The sequence below is a fragment of the Glutamicibacter sp. NPDC055354 genome, from assembly GCF_053644955.1.
In genome coordinates this window covers 551876-570745 of the sequence record NZ_JBSHMB010000002.1, presented here as the reverse complement: position 1 = coordinate 570745, position 18870 = coordinate 551876, and the positions used below count along the sequence as shown (strand labels likewise).

At 59.3% G+C, this 18870-nt stretch carries 17 protein-coding genes; 7 read left to right on the top strand and 10 right to left on the bottom strand.

Annotated features, from left to right (window positions below; all coding sequences use genetic code 11):
- Window positions 1-3: 3 nt before the first annotated feature.
- A complete protein-coding gene (locus tag ACWICV_RS12885) occupies window positions 4-294 on the top strand; it encodes a hypothetical protein (protein ID WP_146112310.1) in 291 nt (96 codons plus the stop codon).
- Between the two features lie 90 nt (window positions 295-384).
- Here ACWICV_RS12885 and ACWICV_RS12880 read toward each other — a convergent pair whose 3' ends face one another.
- Together ACWICV_RS12880 and dapA are read right to left on the bottom strand one after the other, a co-directional pair.
- Window positions 385-2091: a ribonuclease J gene (locus ACWICV_RS12880; protein ID WP_105658187.1), complete on the bottom strand. Its 1707-nt coding sequence runs from the start codon at window positions 2089-2091 to the stop codon at window positions 385-387.
- Between the two features lie 19 nt (window positions 2092-2110).
- Window positions 2111-3022, bottom strand: a complete 912-nt coding sequence (gene dapA, locus ACWICV_RS12875; protein ID WP_400342829.1) for a 4-hydroxy-tetrahydrodipicolinate synthase — start codon at window positions 3020-3022, stop codon at window positions 2111-2113.
- A 67-nt stretch (window positions 3023-3089) separates the two neighbouring features.
- Between dapA and ACWICV_RS12870 the strand changes: the two genes are divergently transcribed.
- Complete coding sequence (locus ACWICV_RS12870) at window positions 3090-4262, top strand: heparan-alpha-glucosaminide N-acetyltransferase domain-containing protein (protein WP_454091117.1); 1173 nt, start codon at window positions 3090-3092, stop codon at window positions 4260-4262.
- 57 nt (window positions 4263-4319) lie between these two features.
- On the opposite strand, the gene ACWICV_RS12865 is transcribed toward ACWICV_RS12870, so the two are convergent.
- Window positions 4320-4772, bottom strand: a complete 453-nt coding sequence (locus ACWICV_RS12865) for a tetratricopeptide repeat protein (protein ID WP_133832973.1) — start codon at window positions 4770-4772, stop codon at window positions 4320-4322.
- Window positions 4769-5527: a 4-hydroxy-tetrahydrodipicolinate reductase gene (gene dapB / locus ACWICV_RS12860; RefSeq protein WP_332727695.1), complete on the bottom strand. Its 759-nt coding sequence runs from the start codon at window positions 5525-5527 to the stop codon at window positions 4769-4771. The genes ACWICV_RS12865 and dapB overlap by 4 nt, the downstream gene beginning before the upstream one ends.
- Before the next feature lie 195 nt (window positions 5528-5722).
- Between dapB and ACWICV_RS12855 the strand changes: the two genes are divergently transcribed.
- Both ACWICV_RS12855 and ACWICV_RS12850 read left to right on the top strand, forming a co-directional pair.
- Window positions 5723-6133 carry a hypothetical protein gene (locus tag ACWICV_RS12855; RefSeq protein ID WP_105658192.1) on the top strand — a complete coding sequence of 137 codons (411 nt, stop codon included), beginning with the start codon at window positions 5723-5725 and terminating at the stop codon, window positions 6131-6133.
- A 115-nt stretch (window positions 6134-6248) separates the two neighbouring features.
- Window positions 6249-6959: an alpha/beta fold hydrolase gene (locus ACWICV_RS12850; protein WP_402472259.1), complete on the top strand. Its 711-nt coding sequence runs from the start codon at window positions 6249-6251 to the stop codon at window positions 6957-6959.
- A 70-nt stretch (window positions 6960-7029) separates the two neighbouring features.
- On the opposite strand, the gene ACWICV_RS12845 is transcribed toward ACWICV_RS12850, so the two are convergent.
- Together ACWICV_RS12845 and ACWICV_RS12840 are read right to left on the bottom strand one after the other, a co-directional pair.
- Window positions 7030-8400 carry a M16 family metallopeptidase gene (locus tag ACWICV_RS12845; RefSeq protein WP_286134282.1) on the bottom strand — a complete coding sequence of 457 codons (1371 nt, stop codon included), beginning with the start codon at window positions 8398-8400 and terminating at the stop codon, window positions 7030-7032.
- 493 nt (window positions 8401-8893) lie between these two features.
- Window positions 8894-9385, bottom strand: a complete 492-nt coding sequence (locus ACWICV_RS12840; protein ID WP_105658194.1) for an S-ribosylhomocysteine lyase — start codon at window positions 9383-9385, stop codon at window positions 8894-8896.
- Between the two features lie 121 nt (window positions 9386-9506).
- On the opposite strand from ACWICV_RS12840, the gene ACWICV_RS12835 reads away from it, so the two are divergent.
- Window positions 9507-10067: a phosphorylase family protein gene (locus ACWICV_RS12835; protein WP_454091116.1), complete on the top strand. Its 561-nt coding sequence runs from the start codon at window positions 9507-9509 to the stop codon at window positions 10065-10067.
- A gap of 285 nt (window positions 10068-10352) precedes the next feature.
- Here ACWICV_RS12835 and ACWICV_RS12830 read toward each other — a convergent pair whose 3' ends face one another.
- Window positions 10353-12584, bottom strand: coding sequence for a polyribonucleotide nucleotidyltransferase (locus tag ACWICV_RS12830; protein WP_332731277.1), 2232 nt, complete (start codon window positions 12582-12584; stop codon window positions 10353-10355).
- A gap of 558 nt (window positions 12585-13142) precedes the next feature.
- On the opposite strand from ACWICV_RS12830, the gene ACWICV_RS12825 reads away from it, so the two are divergent.
- A complete protein-coding gene (locus tag ACWICV_RS12825; protein ID WP_133832979.1) occupies window positions 13143-14186 on the top strand; it encodes an NAD(P)-dependent alcohol dehydrogenase in 1044 nt (347 codons plus the stop codon).
- A 95-nt stretch (window positions 14187-14281) separates the two neighbouring features.
- Here the strand turns inward: ACWICV_RS12825 and ACWICV_RS12820 are convergent, their stop codons facing one another.
- A complete protein-coding gene (locus ACWICV_RS12820; protein ID WP_133832980.1) occupies window positions 14282-14884 on the bottom strand; it encodes a hypothetical protein in 603 nt (200 codons plus the stop codon).
- Window positions 14885-15357: 473 nt separating this feature from the next.
- On the opposite strand from ACWICV_RS12820, the gene ACWICV_RS12815 reads away from it, so the two are divergent.
- Window positions 15358-15669 (top strand): DUF1883 domain-containing protein, encoded by a 312-nt coding sequence (locus tag ACWICV_RS12815; protein WP_454091115.1) that lies wholly within the window; start codon window positions 15358-15360, stop codon window positions 15667-15669.
- A gap of 22 nt (window positions 15670-15691) precedes the next feature.
- Here the strand turns inward: ACWICV_RS12815 and ACWICV_RS12810 are convergent, their stop codons facing one another.
- Both ACWICV_RS12810 and ACWICV_RS12805 read right to left on the bottom strand, forming a co-directional pair.
- Complete coding sequence (locus tag ACWICV_RS12810) at window positions 15692-16666, bottom strand: ADP-ribosylglycohydrolase family protein (protein WP_454091114.1); 975 nt, start codon at window positions 16664-16666, stop codon at window positions 15692-15694.
- A gap of 824 nt (window positions 16667-17490) precedes the next feature.
- Window positions 17491-18810: a YjiH family protein gene (locus ACWICV_RS12805; protein WP_400290428.1), complete on the bottom strand. Its 1320-nt coding sequence runs from the start codon at window positions 18808-18810 to the stop codon at window positions 17491-17493.
- Window positions 18811-18870 lie beyond the last annotated feature (60 nt).

Sequence of the window (18870 nt, the reverse complement as noted above, 5' to 3'; positions counted from 1 at the left end):
ACCTTGCGCATACGCTCAATTGGCATCGCGACAGCAACCTTAATCGTTGGCGCCCTGGCACTCTCATCACCGGCACTCGCTGGCCAGCAAGACGTCGCCCCATCCGGTGATTGGGACAGCTCAGTGTCCATGGAAGCCCGCACCGGCGAGGTGCTGGAGCAGATCGATATGGACCAGTGGGATTCGGTCGTCGTAGTAGACGCGCAAACAGGACAAATCCTGCCGCAAAGTCCCGCCCCGGCAATCGAGCTCGATGACTCGCCAAGTCCTGCATACCTGGGCTTCTTTGGCTGACGCTTGAGCTGTGGTGCATGCCTTGCGCTTGATTTCCCATAAAAATATTGCCTCGAACCTTAATTGGTTCGAGGCAATATTTTTGGAAGCCTAGGCTTCGAGCACTACAGGAACGATCATTGGGCGGCGACGCAGCTTGCGCGATACCCACGAGCCGATCACGCGGCGCGTGATCTGCTGCAGCTGGTGCGTGGAGTGGTTCGGGTTGTTGCCCACCGCTTCCATAATCGCAGCTGCGATCTTCGGCTTGATCTCGTTGAAGACCGAGTCCTCTTCGGCTACACCACGTGCGTGGATGTCCGGGCCGGAGATGATCGTGCCGTTCTGGCGGTTGATCACGGTGATGACCGAGATGAAGCCTTCTTCACCCAGGGTGACGCGGTCCTTCAGGTCATCATCGGTGATGGTGCCGACCTTGGAACCGTCAACGTAGACGTAGCCGCATTCGACCTGGCCAACGAGCTTTGCTACGCCGTCCTTCATGTCGATGACCGAGCCGTCGTCTGCCAGCAGCACGTTGTCCTCCGGGACACCGGCCTGCGCGGCCAGGCGGCCGTTGGCAATCAGGTGGCGGGTTTCGCCGTGCACCGGAAGCACGTTCTTCGGGCGCAGGATGTTGTAGCAGTAGAGCAATTCGCCAGCCGATGCGTGACCGGAAACGTGGACCTTGGCCATGCCCTTGTGGATGACCTCGGCGCCCAAGCGCATCAGGCCGTTGATCACGCGGAAGACCGAGTTCTCGTTGCCCGGGATCAGGCTGGAGGCCAGGATGACGGTGTCGCCCGGGTTGATCTGGACCTTGTGCTCGCCGTTGGCCATGCGGGACAGTGCAGCCATCGGCTCGCCCTGCGAACCGGTGGACATCAGCACGACCTTGTGGTCTGGCAGCGAATCGATCTGCTTCAGGTCGACCAGGACACCCTGTGGCACTTCGAGGTAGCCCAAGCGTTCGGCGATGCCCATATTGCGCACCATCGAGCGGCCGATGAAGGCCACCTTGCGGCCGTGCACCGCTGCGGCGTCCAGAACCTGCTGCACGCGGTGGACGTGCGAGGAGAACGAAGCGACGATGATGCGGCGGCGGGCGCGCGCGAACTTGGCCTCGAGTACCGGGCCGATTTCGCGTTCGGCAACGGTGAAGCCCGGAACTTCGGCGTTGGTGGAGTCCGGCAGGAACAAGTCCACGCCTTCCTCGCCCAGGCGCGCGAAGTGGCGCAGGTCGGTGATGCGGCCGTCAAGTGGCAGCTGGTCCATCTTGAAGTCGCCGGTGTGCAGCACGGTACCGGCTTCGGTGCGCAGGAATACTGCCAAGGCATCCGGGATCGAGTGGTTCACAGCTACGAACTCGCATTCGAAGTTGCCAACCTGCGCGATCTCGCCCTCCACCACGATATTGGTGTTGGCCTTGATGCGGTGTTCTGCCAGCTTTGCTTCGACGAAGGCCAGGGTCAGCTTCGACCCGTACAAAGGGATGTCTTCGCGCAGGCGCAACAGGTACGGAACAGCACCGATGTGGTCCTCGTGGCCGTGGGTCAGCACGAGGCCCACCACGTCGTCCAAGCGGTCCTTGATGTAGGAGAAGTCTGGCAGGATCAGATCCACGCCAGGCTGGTGCTCCTCGGGGAAGAGCACGCCGCAGTCGATGATCAACAGTTTCCCGTTGAGTTCGAAAACGGTCATGTTTCGGCCGACCTCGCCCAAGCCGCCGAGGGGAACAATTCGCATTGTTCCCTTCTTCAGCTTCGCCGGAGTCTGCATACGCGCAGCGTCAGCCTTGCCTACTGAACTCTCAGTCATATGTGGTTAGTCCCTTTCGTTACAGATCCCATCCACCTTCACGTAGGTCCGCGCGGATGGCATCGAGCTCTGCGTCCGACGGTGCCAACAGCGGCAGTCGGACGACGGTGTTCGGCAGGACACCCTGCCAGTGAAGTCCATATTTTGCGGCCACGGCGCCCTGAATGTGGCCCATGATGCCGCGCTGGATCGCGTCCAGCTCAAAGTGTGTGGTGCGTGCAGTCGCCAGATCTCCTGCATGCATTGCATTAACAAGCGTACGGTACTTAGCGGCCGCAACGTGAGCGGTGACCGAAACCACGCCGACAGCACCTGCCGCCATCAGCGGCAAAGTCAGCCCATCGTCGCCGGAGTACACGTGCAGATCGGTTGTGGCCAGCACGGTGGTGGTGGACTGGTAATCCGCCTTGGCGTCCTTCAGGGCAATGACCTGAGGAATCCTGGACAGTTCAATGATGGTCTCGGGCGCCAGCGCGATGCCGGTGCGTCCCGGGATGTCGTAGAGCATGATGGGCAGCTCAACGGCTTCGGCGATGGCCTTGACGTGGGCGATGACGCCGGCCTGGCTTGGCTTGTTGTAGTAGGGGGTGGTCAACAGCACACCGTCTACGCCCGCTTCCTTGGCAGCCAGCGAGAGCTTGATGGAGTGACGGGTGTCGTTGGTAGTGGAACCGGCCAGCACTGCGGCACGGTCCCCCACCGCCTCGGCGACGGTACGGAACATCTCGATGTTCTCTTCATCGGTCAGGGTCGAGGTCTCGCCGGTGGTGCCGGTGACGACCAGTCCGTCGCAGCCATCATCAACCAGCTTCGTTGCCAGTTTGGCAGCCATCGCGTAATCGACTTCACCCGCTTCATCGAAGGGCGTGACCATAGCGGTCAGCACGGTACCGAACGGGTATGCCTGATTATCAATTGCACTTGTAGCCATGGCATTAAATCTACACTCGCGCATGTTGCAATGGCATCCCCCGCGCAATTCGTGGTGCGATGATTCCATGAACGATTTGGGTAGTTCCCAGCGGTTGCTGGGCGTGGACGCGGCACGGCTTGCCGCCATCCTCGGGATGTTCGCCGCGCACGTTTTCGCGCTCTATGAAACCAGCGGCGCACCCGCCTACTCCCCAACATTTACCGGGACTTTCGCCTCCGGCCGAGCATCTGTCCTGTTCATGGTGCTGGCGGGTTTATCCTTGGTCCTGCTCTCGAAATCCTTGGCTCGAAAGGGCTGTTCCCACCCTAAGGTTTACTCAGTCCTTGTGCTGAGAGCATTAATTATTGCCGTGCTCGGAATGGCAATTGGGTCAGTAAATGAAGCCATCGCGGTCATTCTTGTCCACTATGGGCTACTGTTTCTATTGCTTCCACTGGCGCTGAAGCTGTCGAGAACAACCATTTGGGTAGTCTCGGCCATTTGGCTGCTGCTTATGCCGGTTCTTTGGCGACCGCTGGCCAGCAACTGGATTGCGGACTCGCTGGACCATAATCCGAGCTTCGGCGACATTCTCACCCCGCAACTGCTCCTCAAGGATCTAACGGTCACCGGATACTACCCATTGATGGTCTGGTTCGGTTTCGGCCTTCTTGGAATAGCCATCGCAAGATGCAACCTGCACAGCACGAGGACTGCGAGCCTGCTTGCATTGGGCGGTTCGATTATCGCGGCGGCAACCCAATGGGCGGGCCATTCGGTGAGCATGCACAATGCCGGGCTCATAGCCCGTGAACTGGGCCTGGAATTATCCCTCGTTCCCACAATGATCACCACCGGGCGTTTGCCGGGCGCCAACCTGGATCCGTTCCTGGACAATCCAGCCTATCTTTGGCTGCCGACCGGTCACAGCAATTCTTCGCTCTCCACGCTGCACAACGCCGCCTGCGCTGTCGCTATCATCGGCCTGCTCCAGCTGATTATTGGTCGGCTGGGTGCGCTCGGCCGGATTCTGGCTGGCGCCGGCCGGGCCCCGCTGACCCTGTATGCAGGGCACATTATCTTGCTGCCGGCGCTGAAAGAGCACTTGGACCCAATGGTGATTTGGTGGGTTCTCTGTGCAACGACGGCCGTCTTCGGAATTTGGCTTGGCTTCAGCAAGGCCTCTGGCCCTTTGGAATATGGCGTCCGGGTGTTTAGCGGAGCTGACAGCACCCCCGAGACGAAGAGCAAATTCTAGAGCGATGGCCCGGACTCTCGTGAGTCCGGGCCATCAACATGATGCTGCTTTATGCAATTACTGGCTGACCTTCTGGTCTGCTCGCCAGAATTCGATCGCAGTACGCATGGATTTGCGGGCGCGCGGCTTGTCACCGCAGGCTTCATACGCCAGTGCCAGACGGTACCAGGATTTCCATGATTCCGGGTTCTCTTCCACATCCTGCTGATGGATAGGGAAATCAGCGTCGGCGGCCGAACGGAGGAAACGTCCCGACGGCATGCGGGGAAGATCCTCTGGCAGCTCACCTGAGGCGGCCAAGGACTTGCCCATTTTCTCAGTGCGCAGCCCGAAGAGCACCTCGCGAATGAGGATCCAGACGCACAGTGCAGGAATAACCAGGATTGCAATGCCCATGACCTGCGCGACCAGTTCCCCGGTTTTCAGCAGACGGATCGCCTGGGTGAAGGTCATTCCAATGTACAGCGCGAACAGCAGCAGAATGCCGCCTACCCAAAGTTTCGTTTTCACTGGCCCAGCTCCAGGAAGCCATCAAGGCCATAGGTCAGGCCCGGGCGGGAGCCAACAGTACGCAGGCCCAGGAGGACGCCTGGCATGAACGAGGCACGGTCGAAGGAATCATGGCGCAAGGTGAACTGCTCCCCCGGGCCGCCAAAGAGCACTTCCTGGTGGGCTACGAGGCCGCGCAGGCGTACCGAATGAACGTTGATTCCATCGACGACTGCGCCACGGGCGCCATCGAGCTGGGTCTCGGTAGCGTCCGGGCTCGCGGGGACTCCAGCGGCTTCACGCGACTTCGCGATCAGTTCAGCGGTACGCACCGCGGTGCCGCTAGGCGCGTCCACCTTGTTCGGGTGGTGCAGCTCAATGATCTCTACGGATTCGAAGTACTTGGCGGCCGTAGCCGCGAAAGCGCTGGCGAGCACCGAGCCCAGGGCGAAGTTGGGCGCAATCAGCACACCTGCCTGCGGATGCTTGCCCAGCAGCCCTTCCAAATTCGCGCGGCGATCATCATCCCAGCCAGTGGTGCCAACCACTGCATGAAGCCCGTTCTCGACGGCAAAACGCACATTGGCCTCGGTGGATGCCGGCACAGAAAGGTCAACAATGTGCGTTGCGCCGGCTTCAAGGATCTGCGACAAATCGTCGCCTCTTCCCAAGCTTGCTACCAATTCCATGTCTGCAGCCTCAGTTACGGCCTTGACCGCTTCCGAGCCCATTCGTCCGGCCGCGCCGAGCACGGCCACCTTGATCTGTGCACTCATGGGCTTAAGCCTATCGCCCTGCAGGCACCTGCCTTGCCAACGATTACGTGATCTCACGCGAGTTTTGCAGCGAATACCCTGAGGCGATTTCCCAGATATTTGATTCTGCTTGTTCCCTACGGCCAGCCCAACTTGTTTTGCCTAGCAAATAGGGGAAAAATATGTGTCAGGAGTCTCCAAGTAGTAAGCAGGGCCATGGGTCAGAAAATTAAGCGCTTTGGTTTCGGCATCGGCGCAACGCTTGTCGCGACCTTTGCAATCACTTCCTGCGGTTCAGGCGATGAACCAATCACCCTGTCCGATGACGAGCGAGCAACTATTACTGATGTCGTCCAAGAACAGGGAACGGTCATCGATTCGCCGACTTGCCAGGTTGAGGTTTTCCGTATCGAGGACTCCACGACCTACGGCTGGGCTACTTGCGCACCCGATAGCCAGGACTCGGCGGACACCGCTGCCCAGGCGGATGCCTTCCCGTTCCGCATTGACGGGCAGGAACTGCGCCGTCCAGATGACGGTTCCAAATACGAGGAAGGCGTGCAGGAGCTCTTCCCGGAAGACCTTCGTTCCGCTATTACCCAGCATTCGACCGGGGCGGGCGGTTAATTCCTTTTTGCCTGTCTCGCCATTTCAGGTGAGCGTGCCGATTTTCCCTACCGATAGTGTGTGCGCACTTTTCGCACGATGAAAGGCTGGCGTGCGCCACGATTACTTTGGGCAATTGCCCGAATCCCTCAGGACCAGGCTTTCGGTTCGTGTCGCGGGCCATGGCCCTGACGTGGTGCTGATTCACGGGCTCGGAGCATCCAGCCGCTATTTCACTCCGCTGGCCAACATCTTGGCTAAGAAGTATCGAGTGATCGTTCCCGAACTTCCAGGCCACGGCAAGAATCTGGATGATGGCCGCCCGGTGACCGTACCGCGTTTCGCGCACGAAGTAGCATTGGCGTTGCGCGAGCTGAAGGTTGAGAACGCTATCGTCCTCGGGCATTCCATGGGCGCGCAGGTTTCCATTGAGCTAGCTCGCGCGTGGCCGGATCTGGTCAAGCACCTGGTCATTGCAGCTCCTGCGGTCAACGACCGTGAAGCGACGCTGTTCAGGCAGGCCCGCCGGCTCTTTGAAGATTTCCCGCACGAGTTGAACTCGGTGAAGGCAATATTGCTCGTCGATTACCTGCGCTGCGGCATCCCATGGTGGGCCAAAAGCTGCGCCCAGATGCTGGACTACTCCACCGTTGAATTGCTTCGTACGGTCCAGTGCCCGATTGATGTCGTGTGCGGCACCCGGGATCCGCTGTCTCCACCGGAGTTCGGTCTTCGCCTGGTCGCAAGAACACCGCAAGCCAAGCTCACTGTCATGCATCATGGTGCGCATGGGTTCAATTTCTCTCATGCGCCCGAGCTTGCCGCGCTAGTAGATGCCGCGGCATGACCCAGAGAAAACGGTCATGCCCCTGGAATCGAAATCCTCAGATTCGATTCCAGGGGCACGGCACCCAACTCTAGAGGCCCAAGTCGGCTTCACTTTCAAACGGTCCCACCACGGTGATCACTCGATCCTTGGAGGCCAGTTCCTGGGCCAGATCCTGAACTTCCTGGGCCGTGACGGCATTGACGCGAGACAGTGCTTCGTCGATGTCCTGGAATTCTCCGGTAATCATTTCTGCCCGGCCCAAACGGGACATGCGGCTTCCTGGATCCTCCAGAGCCAGCACCGTTCCACCAGATAGCTGGCCCTTGGCCTGCGCCAATTCAGTTTCGGTGATGCCGTCCTTGGCCAACCGATCAAGCTCGGCCCCCAGCAGCCCGATAACCTGAGCGGCTTTAGCCGGGGCGCAGCCCGCGTACATGCCAAAGTAGCCGGCATCGGTGTAGGCGGCGGAGAAGGAGTAGGTCGAGTACACCAGTCCACGCTTCTCGCGAATTTCCTGGAACAACCTTGAGCTCATGCCGCCGCCGAGAACAGCGTTCAGCACTGCGAGAACCTGACGGCGGTCATCATGGCCGGTGATGCCGGAGCATCCCATGATGATGTTGGCTTGCTCGCCCGGACGGTTGATTACTTCCAGCCCGGCCTTCGAAGTGATCTGCGCTGGTTCACCCATGCGGCGTGGTTCTGGCACAGCCATCGGGTCCAGTTCCCAGCCTGCTTCGGTCAGCGCCTTGAGAAGCAGCTCGCACAGCTTGTCGTGCTCCAGGGATCCGGCGGCAGTAACAATCAACTCGCTTGGGCGGTAGTGCGCACGATAGTGCTCCATGACTGCCTCGCGGGAGATCTCCATGATCTCTTCAGGAGTTCCTCCAATGGGACGCCCCAATGGGTGATCGCCCAAGACATTGGCAACGAACCGCTCGTGGGCGACATCCATCGCGTCATCTGCATCCATGGCCAGCTCCTCGATGATCACCCCGCGTTCCTGCTCCAGTTCCTGCGGGTCGATAACTGCCGAGGTGACCATGTCGGCGATGACCTCAAGGGCCATTGGCAGCTCCGTGTCCAGGACGCGGGCGTAATAGCAGGTCGATTCCTTGGCGGTGGCTGCGTTTGATTCGCCGCCCACGGCATCGAAGGACTGGGCGATTTCCAAGGCAGTGCGCTTGGCAGTGCCCTTGAACAGCAGGTGCTCCAGGAAGTGCGTGGAGCCGAAGTGCCCTGATTCCTCGTCGCGGGAACCGACCGGTACCCAGAAGCCCACTGTGGTGGACCGCTGTCCGGGCATCGCTTCTGTCAGGACTCGTACGCCACCGGGCAGGATGCTGCGCCGGACTTCAGAGCCGCCTTCGCCTCGGTGGACCAACGTCGGGTCCGCCGGGTCAATCGGAGAAAACTGCGCGGTCTCCACCGAATGCAACGGCAATGGAATCATGGCCACGAATATACGTCCTTAAGTCGTCGAGAATAGCCATTTCAAGCTAAGTACACTGTCTTTCATTCTCCCATAGAACCGCGGTTTGAAAGCAATAGCCCAGTGGTGACGGAGCCATCACATTCTAGGAAAATAGGCGATCGGATCGGGCCTGCGCAAATACGCTCCAGCTAGGTCAGCGGACTACGTTGCGTCAAGATATCCGCGCTGCTCTGCGTCAGCGCGCGCTGGGGTCTGCAGCTCCGGGTCGCTAGATGAGCCGGCAAGATAAACAGTGCTCTCTGCATCAAAATTCACGCATCCGCTGATAGCTAGTGTCCTGGCGTCTAGTGCCGCGGCCAAGAAGCGAATTTTGCGCATAGCGTCCTTGCTGCCGACGGGACGCTGCGAATCTGCGTTTTGACGGCCAGCGTTTCCACTTGGCGAAGGGACGGCTAAGAAAGAAAATCCCGCACGTTCCAAATGGAACACGCGGGATTTTCAGATCTCAAGCTATAGCCTAGGCAAGCTTGGAACGATCGAATGCATCAAGGCTGATGCCCTGCTCCAGGACGACCTTGGCCCACTCGCGAGCCGAGTGCAGGGAATGGTCGCGGTAGTTGCCACAGCTGACGGCTTCGGTTCCGGGTACGTCTTCCCAGGTAACCTTCTGCGCGATATCTTCCAGCGAACTCTTGATGGCTGCGGCGACGACCTCTGGGGTTGGCTCGCCCCACAAGATCATGTGGAAGCCGGTGCGGCAGCCAAATGGCGAGAAATCGATCAGGCCATCGATGCGGGTACGCAGCAGGCCAGCCATGGTGTGCTCGATGGTGTGCAAACCTGCCGTGGGAATCTCACCGTGGTTTGGCTGTACTAATCGGATGTCGTAGTTGGAGATGGCGTCTCCCTTGGGACCGTGCTCAACCCCGATCTTGCGCACATACGGCGCCTTGACCTTGGTGTGGTCCAGTGCAAAGCTTTCAACTTCAGCAAGTTCAATATCACTCATATGCAAAGTCTATCTGCTCACCGTCTGGCGAATCGAGAGCATAACGCGGGAGGTAACCGATAGACTTCTTAGGACGTTCGGGGCACCAATCCCCGAACTGATTTCTTTAGAGGGGAAGTTCATGTCGGACCAGAAGTCCTTGCTCGTCTTTGCGCATGCAGACGAAGCCGTAGCCTTTGCAGATGTCGAGCACCTGATTTCCGGTGTTGGCAAGGTCAATGCGTCGGTAGCCTTGGCTGGCGCGCTTGCTGAAGGCAGCATCAAAAACGTCGTCGTGCTTGGCACCGCTGGCGTTGTTGGCCATGCCGGCGAAGACCGTCCGAGCTTGGACACCATTTACCAGATCACCAAACTGATCCAGCATGATTTCCCGCTGCCCTCGGCAGATGTGGACCCTACCGGTCCAATCCTGCTTCCTGATTTCCAGGTCACCATGGCTACCGGCGATGTGTTCGTCTCGAATGACGAGCAGCGTATCCACATCAACTCCTTGGGCGCCTCGTTGGTCGATATGGAGGGCTACGCCTACGCAAGCATTTGCCAGCGCTTCAACGTGCCGCTGCAGATCTTCAAGATCCCTTCCGATTACGCGGATGATTCGGCGTCGATCGACGAATGGGATGACATCGCCAAGCAGAAGAGCGTCCAGCTGCGCGAGTTCTACGACAAGCACCTTAGCTAGCCAGGGCAGCGTGGCGCAGTGGAAATGCCTTGCGCACAATTTCTCGCGAGGCACTGCAGATGCTTCTTGAATTGGAAGCGTGAGCCCCCGCGATAGGTTCTCTCCGCCAAGCGGCACCCGCTTTGGAATATGAAGAAGATCTGCGAGAGTCCAATGGGCTGCGTCATCAGGCCTTGCCTCCATCCAGGACCGCCAAAGACTTTGGCAGGAACCTGCTCCCGGGCAAGAATAAGCAAAAACCCCGATTCGCCAAGCGAATCGGGGTTTTCAGCAAGAATCTAAAGACTACTCAGCAGCAACTGCTTCTTCAGCTTCTTCCTCGACGACTGGAGCCAGCGACAGCTTGCCACGGTCATCAATCTTGGTGATCTCCACCTGCAGCTTCTGGCCAACGCCGACGACGTCTTCGACGTCCTCGACACGCTTGCCATCGTTGATCTTGCGCAGCTCGGAGATGTGCAGCAGGCCGTCCTTGCCCGGGGTCAGCGAAACGAACGCACCGAAGGTGGTCAGCTTCACGACGGTACCCAGGTAACGCTCGCCGACCTCAGGAACCTGAGGGTTGGCAATAGCGTTGATGGCCGAGCGGGCAGCTTCAGCGGACTCGCCGTTGGTTGCGCCGATCAGCACGGTGCCGTCATCTTCGATCGAGATGTCAGCGCCGGTGTCTTCCTGGATCTGGTTGATCATCTTGCCCTTAGGGCCGATGACCTCGCCGATCTTGTCCACTGGAATCTTCACGGAGATGATTCGTGGAGCGTTGACGTTCAGTTCATCCGGGGCGTCGATAGCCTGGTTCAGAACGTTCAGGATGTGCAGGCGTGCTTCGCGAGCCTGGGTCAGCGCGGCGGCCAGAACCGATGCCGGAATACCATCCAGCTTGGTGTCCAGCTGGATCGCGGTAACGAACTCGGAGGTACCTGCAACCTTGAAGTCCATGTCGCCCATGGCATCTTCGGCACCGAGGATATCGGTCAGGGCAGCGTAACGGGTTTCGCCGTCTACGGTGTCCGAAACCAGGCCCATGGCGATGCCTGCAACGGCAGCCTTCAGTGGCACGCCAGCGTTCAGCAGCGACAGGGTCGATGCGCAAACCGAGCCCATGGAGGTGGAGCCGTTGGAGCCCAATGCCTCGGAGACCTGGCGGATTGCGTATGGGAATTCCTCGCGGCTAGGCAGCACTGGAACCAGTGCGCGCTCAGCAAGTGCGCCATGGCCGATTTCGCGGCGCTTAGGCGAACCAACACGGCCGGTTTCACCGGTCGAATATGGAGGGAAGTTGTAGTTGTGCATGTAGCGCTTGGTCTTCACCGGCGACAGCGAGTCGATCTGCTGTTCCATCTTCAGCATGTTCAAGGTGGTGACGCCCATGATCTGGGTTTCGCCACGCTCGAAGATTGCCGAACCGTGAACGCGAGGCAGAACCTCGACCTCGGCCGAGAGCTGGCGGATGTCAGCAAGGCCGCGGCCGTCGATGCGGATCTGGTCGGTCAGGATGCGCTGGCGCACGATGTGCTTGGTAACAGCGCCGAATGCCTTGGAGATTTCACCCTCGCGGCCTGCGAAAGCGTTGCCTTCGCCAGCCAGCGATGCAACGATCTCTTCCTTGTATGCGCTGGCAGCGTTGTCGCGCTCCTGCTTGTCAGCGATGGTGTAGATCTCCGTCAGGCGGGTCGAAGCAGCAGCCTCGACAGCGGCGAAGGCATCTTCTTCGTAATCGCGGAAGACTGGGAATTCAACGGTTTCCTTGGCAGCGCGAGCAGCCAGGTCGGCCTGGGCCTCGCACAGGACCTTGATGAATGGCTTCGCAGCCTCAAGGCCCTCAGCGACAACCTCTTCGGTTGGAGCCTGGACGCCGCGTTCCTTGATCAGTTCCCAAGCGTTGTCGGTAGCTTCAGCTTCCACCATCATGATGGCAACGTCGTCGCCAGCGATACGGCCGGCAACAACCATGTTGAAGACAGCGTTCTTCAGCTCGGAGTGGCGTGGGAAGGCAACCCACTGTGCGCCGTTTCCGTCATCAACCAGTGCAACGCGAACGCCGCCGATTGGGCCGGAGAATGGCAGGCCCGAAAGCTGGGTGGACATCGACGAAGCGTTGATCGCTACGACGTCGTACAGCTCATCTGGCTCGATGGACAGCACGGTGACGACAACCTGGACCTCGTTGCGCAGGCCCTTGACGAAGGCTGGGCGCAGTGGGCGGTCCATCAGGCGGCAAGCCAGGATGGCTTCGGTCGATGGGCGGCCTTCGCGGCGGAAGAAGCTGCCTGGGATGCGGCCGGCTGCGTACATGCGCTCTTCAACGTCCACGGTCAGTGGGAAGAAGTCGAAGCCTTCGCGTGGGTGCTTGCCAGCGGTAGTTGCCGAGAGCAGTGCGGTCTCGTCATCGATGTAGACCATTGCCGAACCTGCAGCCTGCTTGGCAATGCGGCCGGTTTCGAAGCGAATGGTGCGGGTGCCGTAGCGACCGTTGTCGATCTGTGCTTCGGCGAATTGGATTTCTGGACCCTCCATTAAGGGGGTGCTCCTTTCGATCGCTCCCACGTGGTGGATGAGCGAACCGTGTGGCCCTACCCAGATCTGGTCTTCGATCGAGACCCGCGCTGAGGCGCATATTTGCCCTAGCGAAAGTCACTACCGAGGACCGCGAAACTGGCGGTCGGGACCAACGGTCAGTCAGCCCTGGGAGTTATTTTCTTTTGGGGCCCGCATAGAACATGCAGACCCAGGTACTAGCCTACCGGGAATTGGCAAAAGACGCAGTTCTTGGGCGATAGGCGCGTGCCAGCCACTTGCGTCGCTGCCATTCATCGTTTGAGAGCGGCCTTGCAACCTGGGCAACCAGCGAAGATCATGCGGCGCTGCTGCCCTGGCGATCCCCGGGCGCAATCAGCACGGTGCGCGTTGATCCTCATTTAGGCAGGGAAACCTGCGGAAGGAAATTTTCTCCAGCCGGGATTATTCATAGCCTGTCGATTGTTGTTCTCCATGGGCTTTGCCCTGACGGACCGCGGCAATCGCCGCAGTCCAGAACATTTCCAGTCGCAACCCGCAAGACAAAGGAAAAACCTGATGGCAACTATGGTCAATGCATACGCAGCGCACTCTGCGACTGATGGACTCATTCCGACGCAGATTGAACGTCGTGCAGTAGGTCCGCACGATGTCTTGATTGATATCAAGTTCTCCGGCATCTGCCACTCCGACATCCACACGGTGCGCGGAGAATGGGGAAACCAGAACTATCCGCTGGTCCCGGGCCACGAAATTGCCGGCATCGTTGCCGAAGTCGGGCCAGAGGTAACCAAGCACAAGGTGGGCGACCGCGTTGGCGTGGGCTGCATGGTCAATTCCTGCATGGAATGCGAGAACTGCCTTGCCGGAGACCAGCAATTCTGCGAGCAGAGTGTTGGTACCTACGGTGCTCGTGACCGTGATGGCAGCATGACCCAAGGTGGCTACGCCACGCATGTCGTGGTTACCGAGAACTTCGCCCTGAACATTCCTGAAGGCATCGATCTGGATGTTGCCGCGCCCCTGCTTTGCGCCGGCATCACCACCTTCTCCCCGCTGAGGCACTGGGGTGCAGGGCCGGGCAAGAAGATTGCCGTCGTGGGACTCGGCGGCCTGGGCCACATGGCGGTCAAGATCGCCAGTGCCATGGGCGCTGAGGTCACCGTTCTGTCGCAGTCGTTGAAGAAGAAGGATGATGGACTGAAGCTGGGCGCAACCGACTACCGGGCCACCAGCGATGAGAACACCTTCAAGGATCTGCAGAAGAAGTTCGACCTGATCATCAACACCGTCAGCGCTTCCATCGACGTCAGTGCCTACCTCGGACTGCTGCGCGTGAACGGCACCATGGTCAACGTTGGTGCTCCGGCAGAACCGTTGCCTGTCAATGCCTTCGCACTGATCGGGGGACGCCGTTCCTTCGCAGGTTCGCAGATCGGCGGCATCGAGGAAACCCAGGAGATGCTGGATTTCTGTGCCCAGCATGGCATTGGCGCAGAGATCGAGGTCATCGGTGCCACGCAGATCAATGAGGCTTACGAGCGCGTGCTGGCATCCGATGTCCGCTACCGCTTCGTAATCGATACCGCGACGTTGGCCTAGTTACCCCATCTCACTCGGGTCGCAGAGAACGGCGCCGGTCTTGTCCAGCAGTGCAGGACAGATCCGGCGCCGTTTCGCGTCTGGCTAATTAACGTTCATTCGCCCCGGCGCGATCTACGAGTGCCTGCGTTCTCCCGTTGGCTGCCCTGTTCTGGAGCCTCGGCCGCAGTGCCCTGCTCAGACAAATTCCCCTTGATCGCGGCAAGCTCGGATTGGAGTTGCGCCACGGCACCACTGAGGTTCTTCAGTTCCTGCCTGCGGCGGCTGGCAGCCCTGAAAGTCTTGATCATCATGGCGATGATCAGCGGAATGGCCGCGAGCAGGGCCCAGCCGCTGCGTTCAAAGAAGTCGAGGGCCACCGGCAGGGCCTGATTGAATTCCCAGAAGGAATTCACTCCCCCGGCAATCGATTCCAATGCAGATTCCACGGGAGCCAGTTGCTTGCCCACAACTGGTATTCCGGAAAGATCAGGGGCATTCACCGGAGGCTCGCCCATGGTCCATCGCGGATCACCTGGCCGCTTCAAGATATAGATCCCGGCACCGGCGCTGGCAGCGGCGAATAAGAGCACCGAGGCCAGGGCGACCGCCACTAGCTGGTGCCTCCGCCATAGCCCCGCCGCCACGGCAAAACCAATCACCAGAATCCAAATCCACATTCGCAGTTGTTCCAGGCCAATGCCCGTCAGTAAATCCATGAACTTTGCCTCATTGCTCTGGGCCGCCATGACCCAAGTTGTGCGTTACTTCATCCCACTTAGGTACGCTATCGCGAGCAGCGGATTAATTGCCGCCTAGCACGTCAATCCGGTTGAGATCGAATCGTTCGAGTCGTCATATTGCTTCCTTGCCCCGGTATCCGGGACCCAATAGCCGATGGCTTCCGGCTCGTCCAATGCAGCGATCGGCTCATGCCACCTGCCGGCAGCTCGAATGGTAATTGCCACTAGCCCTCTTGCGATCGCGGATCTGGCATCGGTTGAGGTGGCAACGCGACGCACCCCAAAGACCAGAAGGCCTCGTTCTCCAGACTCCTGCAGCTTTGCCGTTGCAAATGCCCGAACCGGTACAGTGCTCTTGCCTTGGGTGCGTTGGCGACACTGGCCTGAATTTGAGTTAATGGGTCTGGGTCCGCTGCTCGGCGGATCACCTGGGATCGAGGAGGCTGGCATTGGCGGAGCCTAATTTTGCTGAACATTATTGGGATTTCATTGAGCGGGGAAGCATCTTGGTAGTGACTCTCAGTGGACCGGCTCATCTGCGGTTGATGGATCCGGAAAATTTCGCGGCATTCCAGGACGGAGAAGAATTCGAAGCATACGGTGGACTGGCACGCCGTGCTCCATACCGAATCAAGGTGCCCCATACCGGACCCTGGTTTCTAGCGATTGATCTGACTGGCCTCGGTGCGCGTGGGGTGCGCCACGAAGTCAGCATCGTGCTGCCACAGAAGCTGGAAGCTCGACGACCAGCCCGGGACTAGAAGCAAGATCCCGCAGGAGAACTTAGCCCGCGAGCTCACTCGAAATATCGACAAGCTGTTGCATCCTCATTCCGGGCCAACCGTGGACCATATCCACCCACTGCGCCGGAACACTCGAGAACCCTGAAGCTGCGCCAATGAGCGATCCGGCGATGGCTGCCACAGTGTCGGTATCCACGCCTCCGCGAACAGCCGCTTCCAGCACCGGAACCAAGCGAGCGTTCCCGTCTTCCGGTTCGGCGGTGGCGATCGCGCTCCAAGCACCTTGGAACGCTTCAACGACCCAACCGTTATTTGTGAAGTCCCGAGGTCGATGGTTTTCGGCCTGGTGGATGCGCTGCTCCCATGCTTGTGCGCGTTCTGGTTCAAGCATCGCAAGACCTCTGCGAATATCTAGTTCGCCGGTGAGCACAGCGTGGTGAATGGCTACTGTCCAAAGCCCGCAGGCCTCAGCGGCTTCATCATCAAAATGGGTCAGCTTGCTGATAGCTGCCGCAGCTTCGAATGCGGCAGCAGGCGGTTCAGACAGATAAGCCAGCGCCACGGGCGCTGTGCGCATGAGACTGCCGTTCCCGCCGGAGCGGCCAGTTCTCCGGTGAATCTGTTCAGAACCAGCTAGCGCATCATCAGCGGTCGGCTCGGCTCTTCCGTCAGCAGACGCAACATGCTGGGCGTGGGCAAGGACTGCCCGCGTCTGGTTGCCGACGTCTGGTGCGTTCGTGGCCCATTTGGCCCATTCCCGAACCATGTAGTTGCTCGCGGCACCATCAAGCTTGCCGTTGGAATCCAGCAGGCCCTGGGCAATGACTATGGCCATTGAGGTGTCGTCGGTCCACTCCCCGGGCGCAAAATCGCCCAACCCGCCACCAATCATCGAGATTTTGGCGGATTCGGGCAACGGTGCGTTGAATTCGTAGCCCGCGCCCAGGGCATCTCCGGCAGCCATCCCGGTCAGGACTCCACGAATTCGATCTTTCACCTGTACTGAATGTGCCATTTGCGCCTTTCACAGGGTGGTCGCCAATGCAGAGTAAAACTGCTTGGATCCACTGTACCGATGCGCGGCGACAGTAGAGCTACCTGAGCGGCCCCGATAGCGTTCCCACGGTTGATTTGCGTCCTTGCGTCGTCGACCGGAATAGCGAACGAGGACATTGATGCGGTCACGATAACCGTTCCGCTTCTACCTGCGATCCCGACTTCGGTAAATAGCTCACCCGGTTGGCTTCGTCGCTGTCCCGGCTTGCTGCAAGCGCTCACGGGCATCGCCGAGCGGAGGCAGATCTCCTTGATCTCGATAGGCGTTTGACCCAACTTCTTGCAGTTATGGCCAATGCCCTGCAGGAACCAGGTTCCTGCAGGGCATTGGTTGTCGCCAGCCTCGGTCGTTGCGCCTAGGCGAATGCAGGCGGTGGCGGAGTCGTGGGGTCAGTTGGGTGCCCCGGCGCCGGCTCCGTGGGATCCTGCGGGCCCGGGGGCGGGATCGGCCCATCCGGATGCGAAGGGCTTGGTGGTACGTCCGGCTGCGCCGGGCTTGGCGGAGCATCTGGTGTCGGCGGTTGCGCTGGCGGTTCTGGCTGGTCGGGAATACTCGGATCACCCTGCATCGGAGCACCTGATTCGTGTAAGTGATTCATTGGAACCTGCTTTCCGTCGTATCGGTTCGACCATTCAACGACGGATCGTCTCCGCCTTGCAACGGCATTCAGGAATCGCAAAGCTGCAACAGTGCCGCGACATGGCGTGGTCGCGTCGAATCGGAAAGCATCACTCGGTTCAACCCATTGGTTTCGCAAGCTGCCGTGCGTCAGCGCAGCCGACCTATAGCAGCATGCGCACGATTGGTGTCGCGATGAGGATGGTCAGGACAACGCGCACGAACCAGATAGCTACCATCTGCGGGATGTTCAGCGGAATCTGCGTCGCCAGGACGCATGGCACCAATGCTGAAAAGAAGATGATTGCAGAGACGCAAACGATGGCGATCACCATGCGCAGCTCGATGGATTCGTGTCCCGCAATGAGGGTTGCTGGAAGGAACATTTCAGCAATGCCGGTAGCCGAAGCCTTGCCAGCCAGCAACGGGTCATCCAGCCCGACGATCCAGGCAAATGGGACAAACAGGTAGCCTAGCCAGTCGAAAACTGGAGTGAAGCGGGCAACCACCAGTCCGAGCAATCCGACAGAGAGAATGGACGGCAAAATTGCCATGGCCATTTTCAGCCCATCCCATACGTTGGCGCCGACATTCTTGAGCAGCGATGGCGCTCGCCGCGAGGCTCCCATGGCTTCGCTCCAGGCAACGCGTGCACGATTGCCCGTGACCAGTTTTTCCTTGTCATGTTCCATGCCCAGGTACGTCGTGTCTGGAATCCGGCTCAAAGGCGGAATGCGCACCGAAATGGCGGTCACCGCAAAGGTGACGACCAGCGACAGCCAGAAGTACAGGCTCCAGTGGTCCATCAGGTCCAGCGCCTTGGCAACAATAACCATGAAGCTGGCTGACACCGTGGAAAAACCGGTAGCGATGATGGCAGCTTCGCGACCCGTGTAGCGGCCGCCACGGTACATGCGGTCGGTGATCAGCAGACCCAGCGAGTAGCTTCCCACGAACGAAGCCACGGCATCCACGGCCGAACGTCCCGGGGTGCGCCAAATTGGACGCATGACCGGTTGGCAGAAGACACCAAGGAACTCCATCAGCCCGTAGCCAACTAGCAAGGCCAAGAAGATGGCACCTACTGGAACGATCAAGCCAACGGGAATGACCAATTTGTCCAGCAGAAAAGGACCCATGTCCGGATCGCTGAGCCACGCCGGGGCAAAGTTGAAGAGCAGCGAACAGCCGACAGCCAGCCCGAAGATGTTCAGGAATGCGAATATGCCACGTACCTTGGATGCCTTCCATCCTCCGGTGACGAAGGGAATAACTGTCCCGCAGATGAGCATCAGCAAGATAATGTACGGAACGACCGGTGCCGCGGCAGTTTGAATCCACGTCACCAAGTGATCCAGCGGGATGGTGCTCTTGCCGTTGATGGTGATGGGGAGGAAGAAGAACAAGATACCGATAAGGCTATAGATCACGAATCGCAGAACGACCGGAAGAGTGCTTTGTGCTTCAACGCTTGAAGTTGTCATTGGATACCGCCTTGTCGATGAGGGCGAGGGCATCAGCGTGATTTGATGCGCTATCCATAC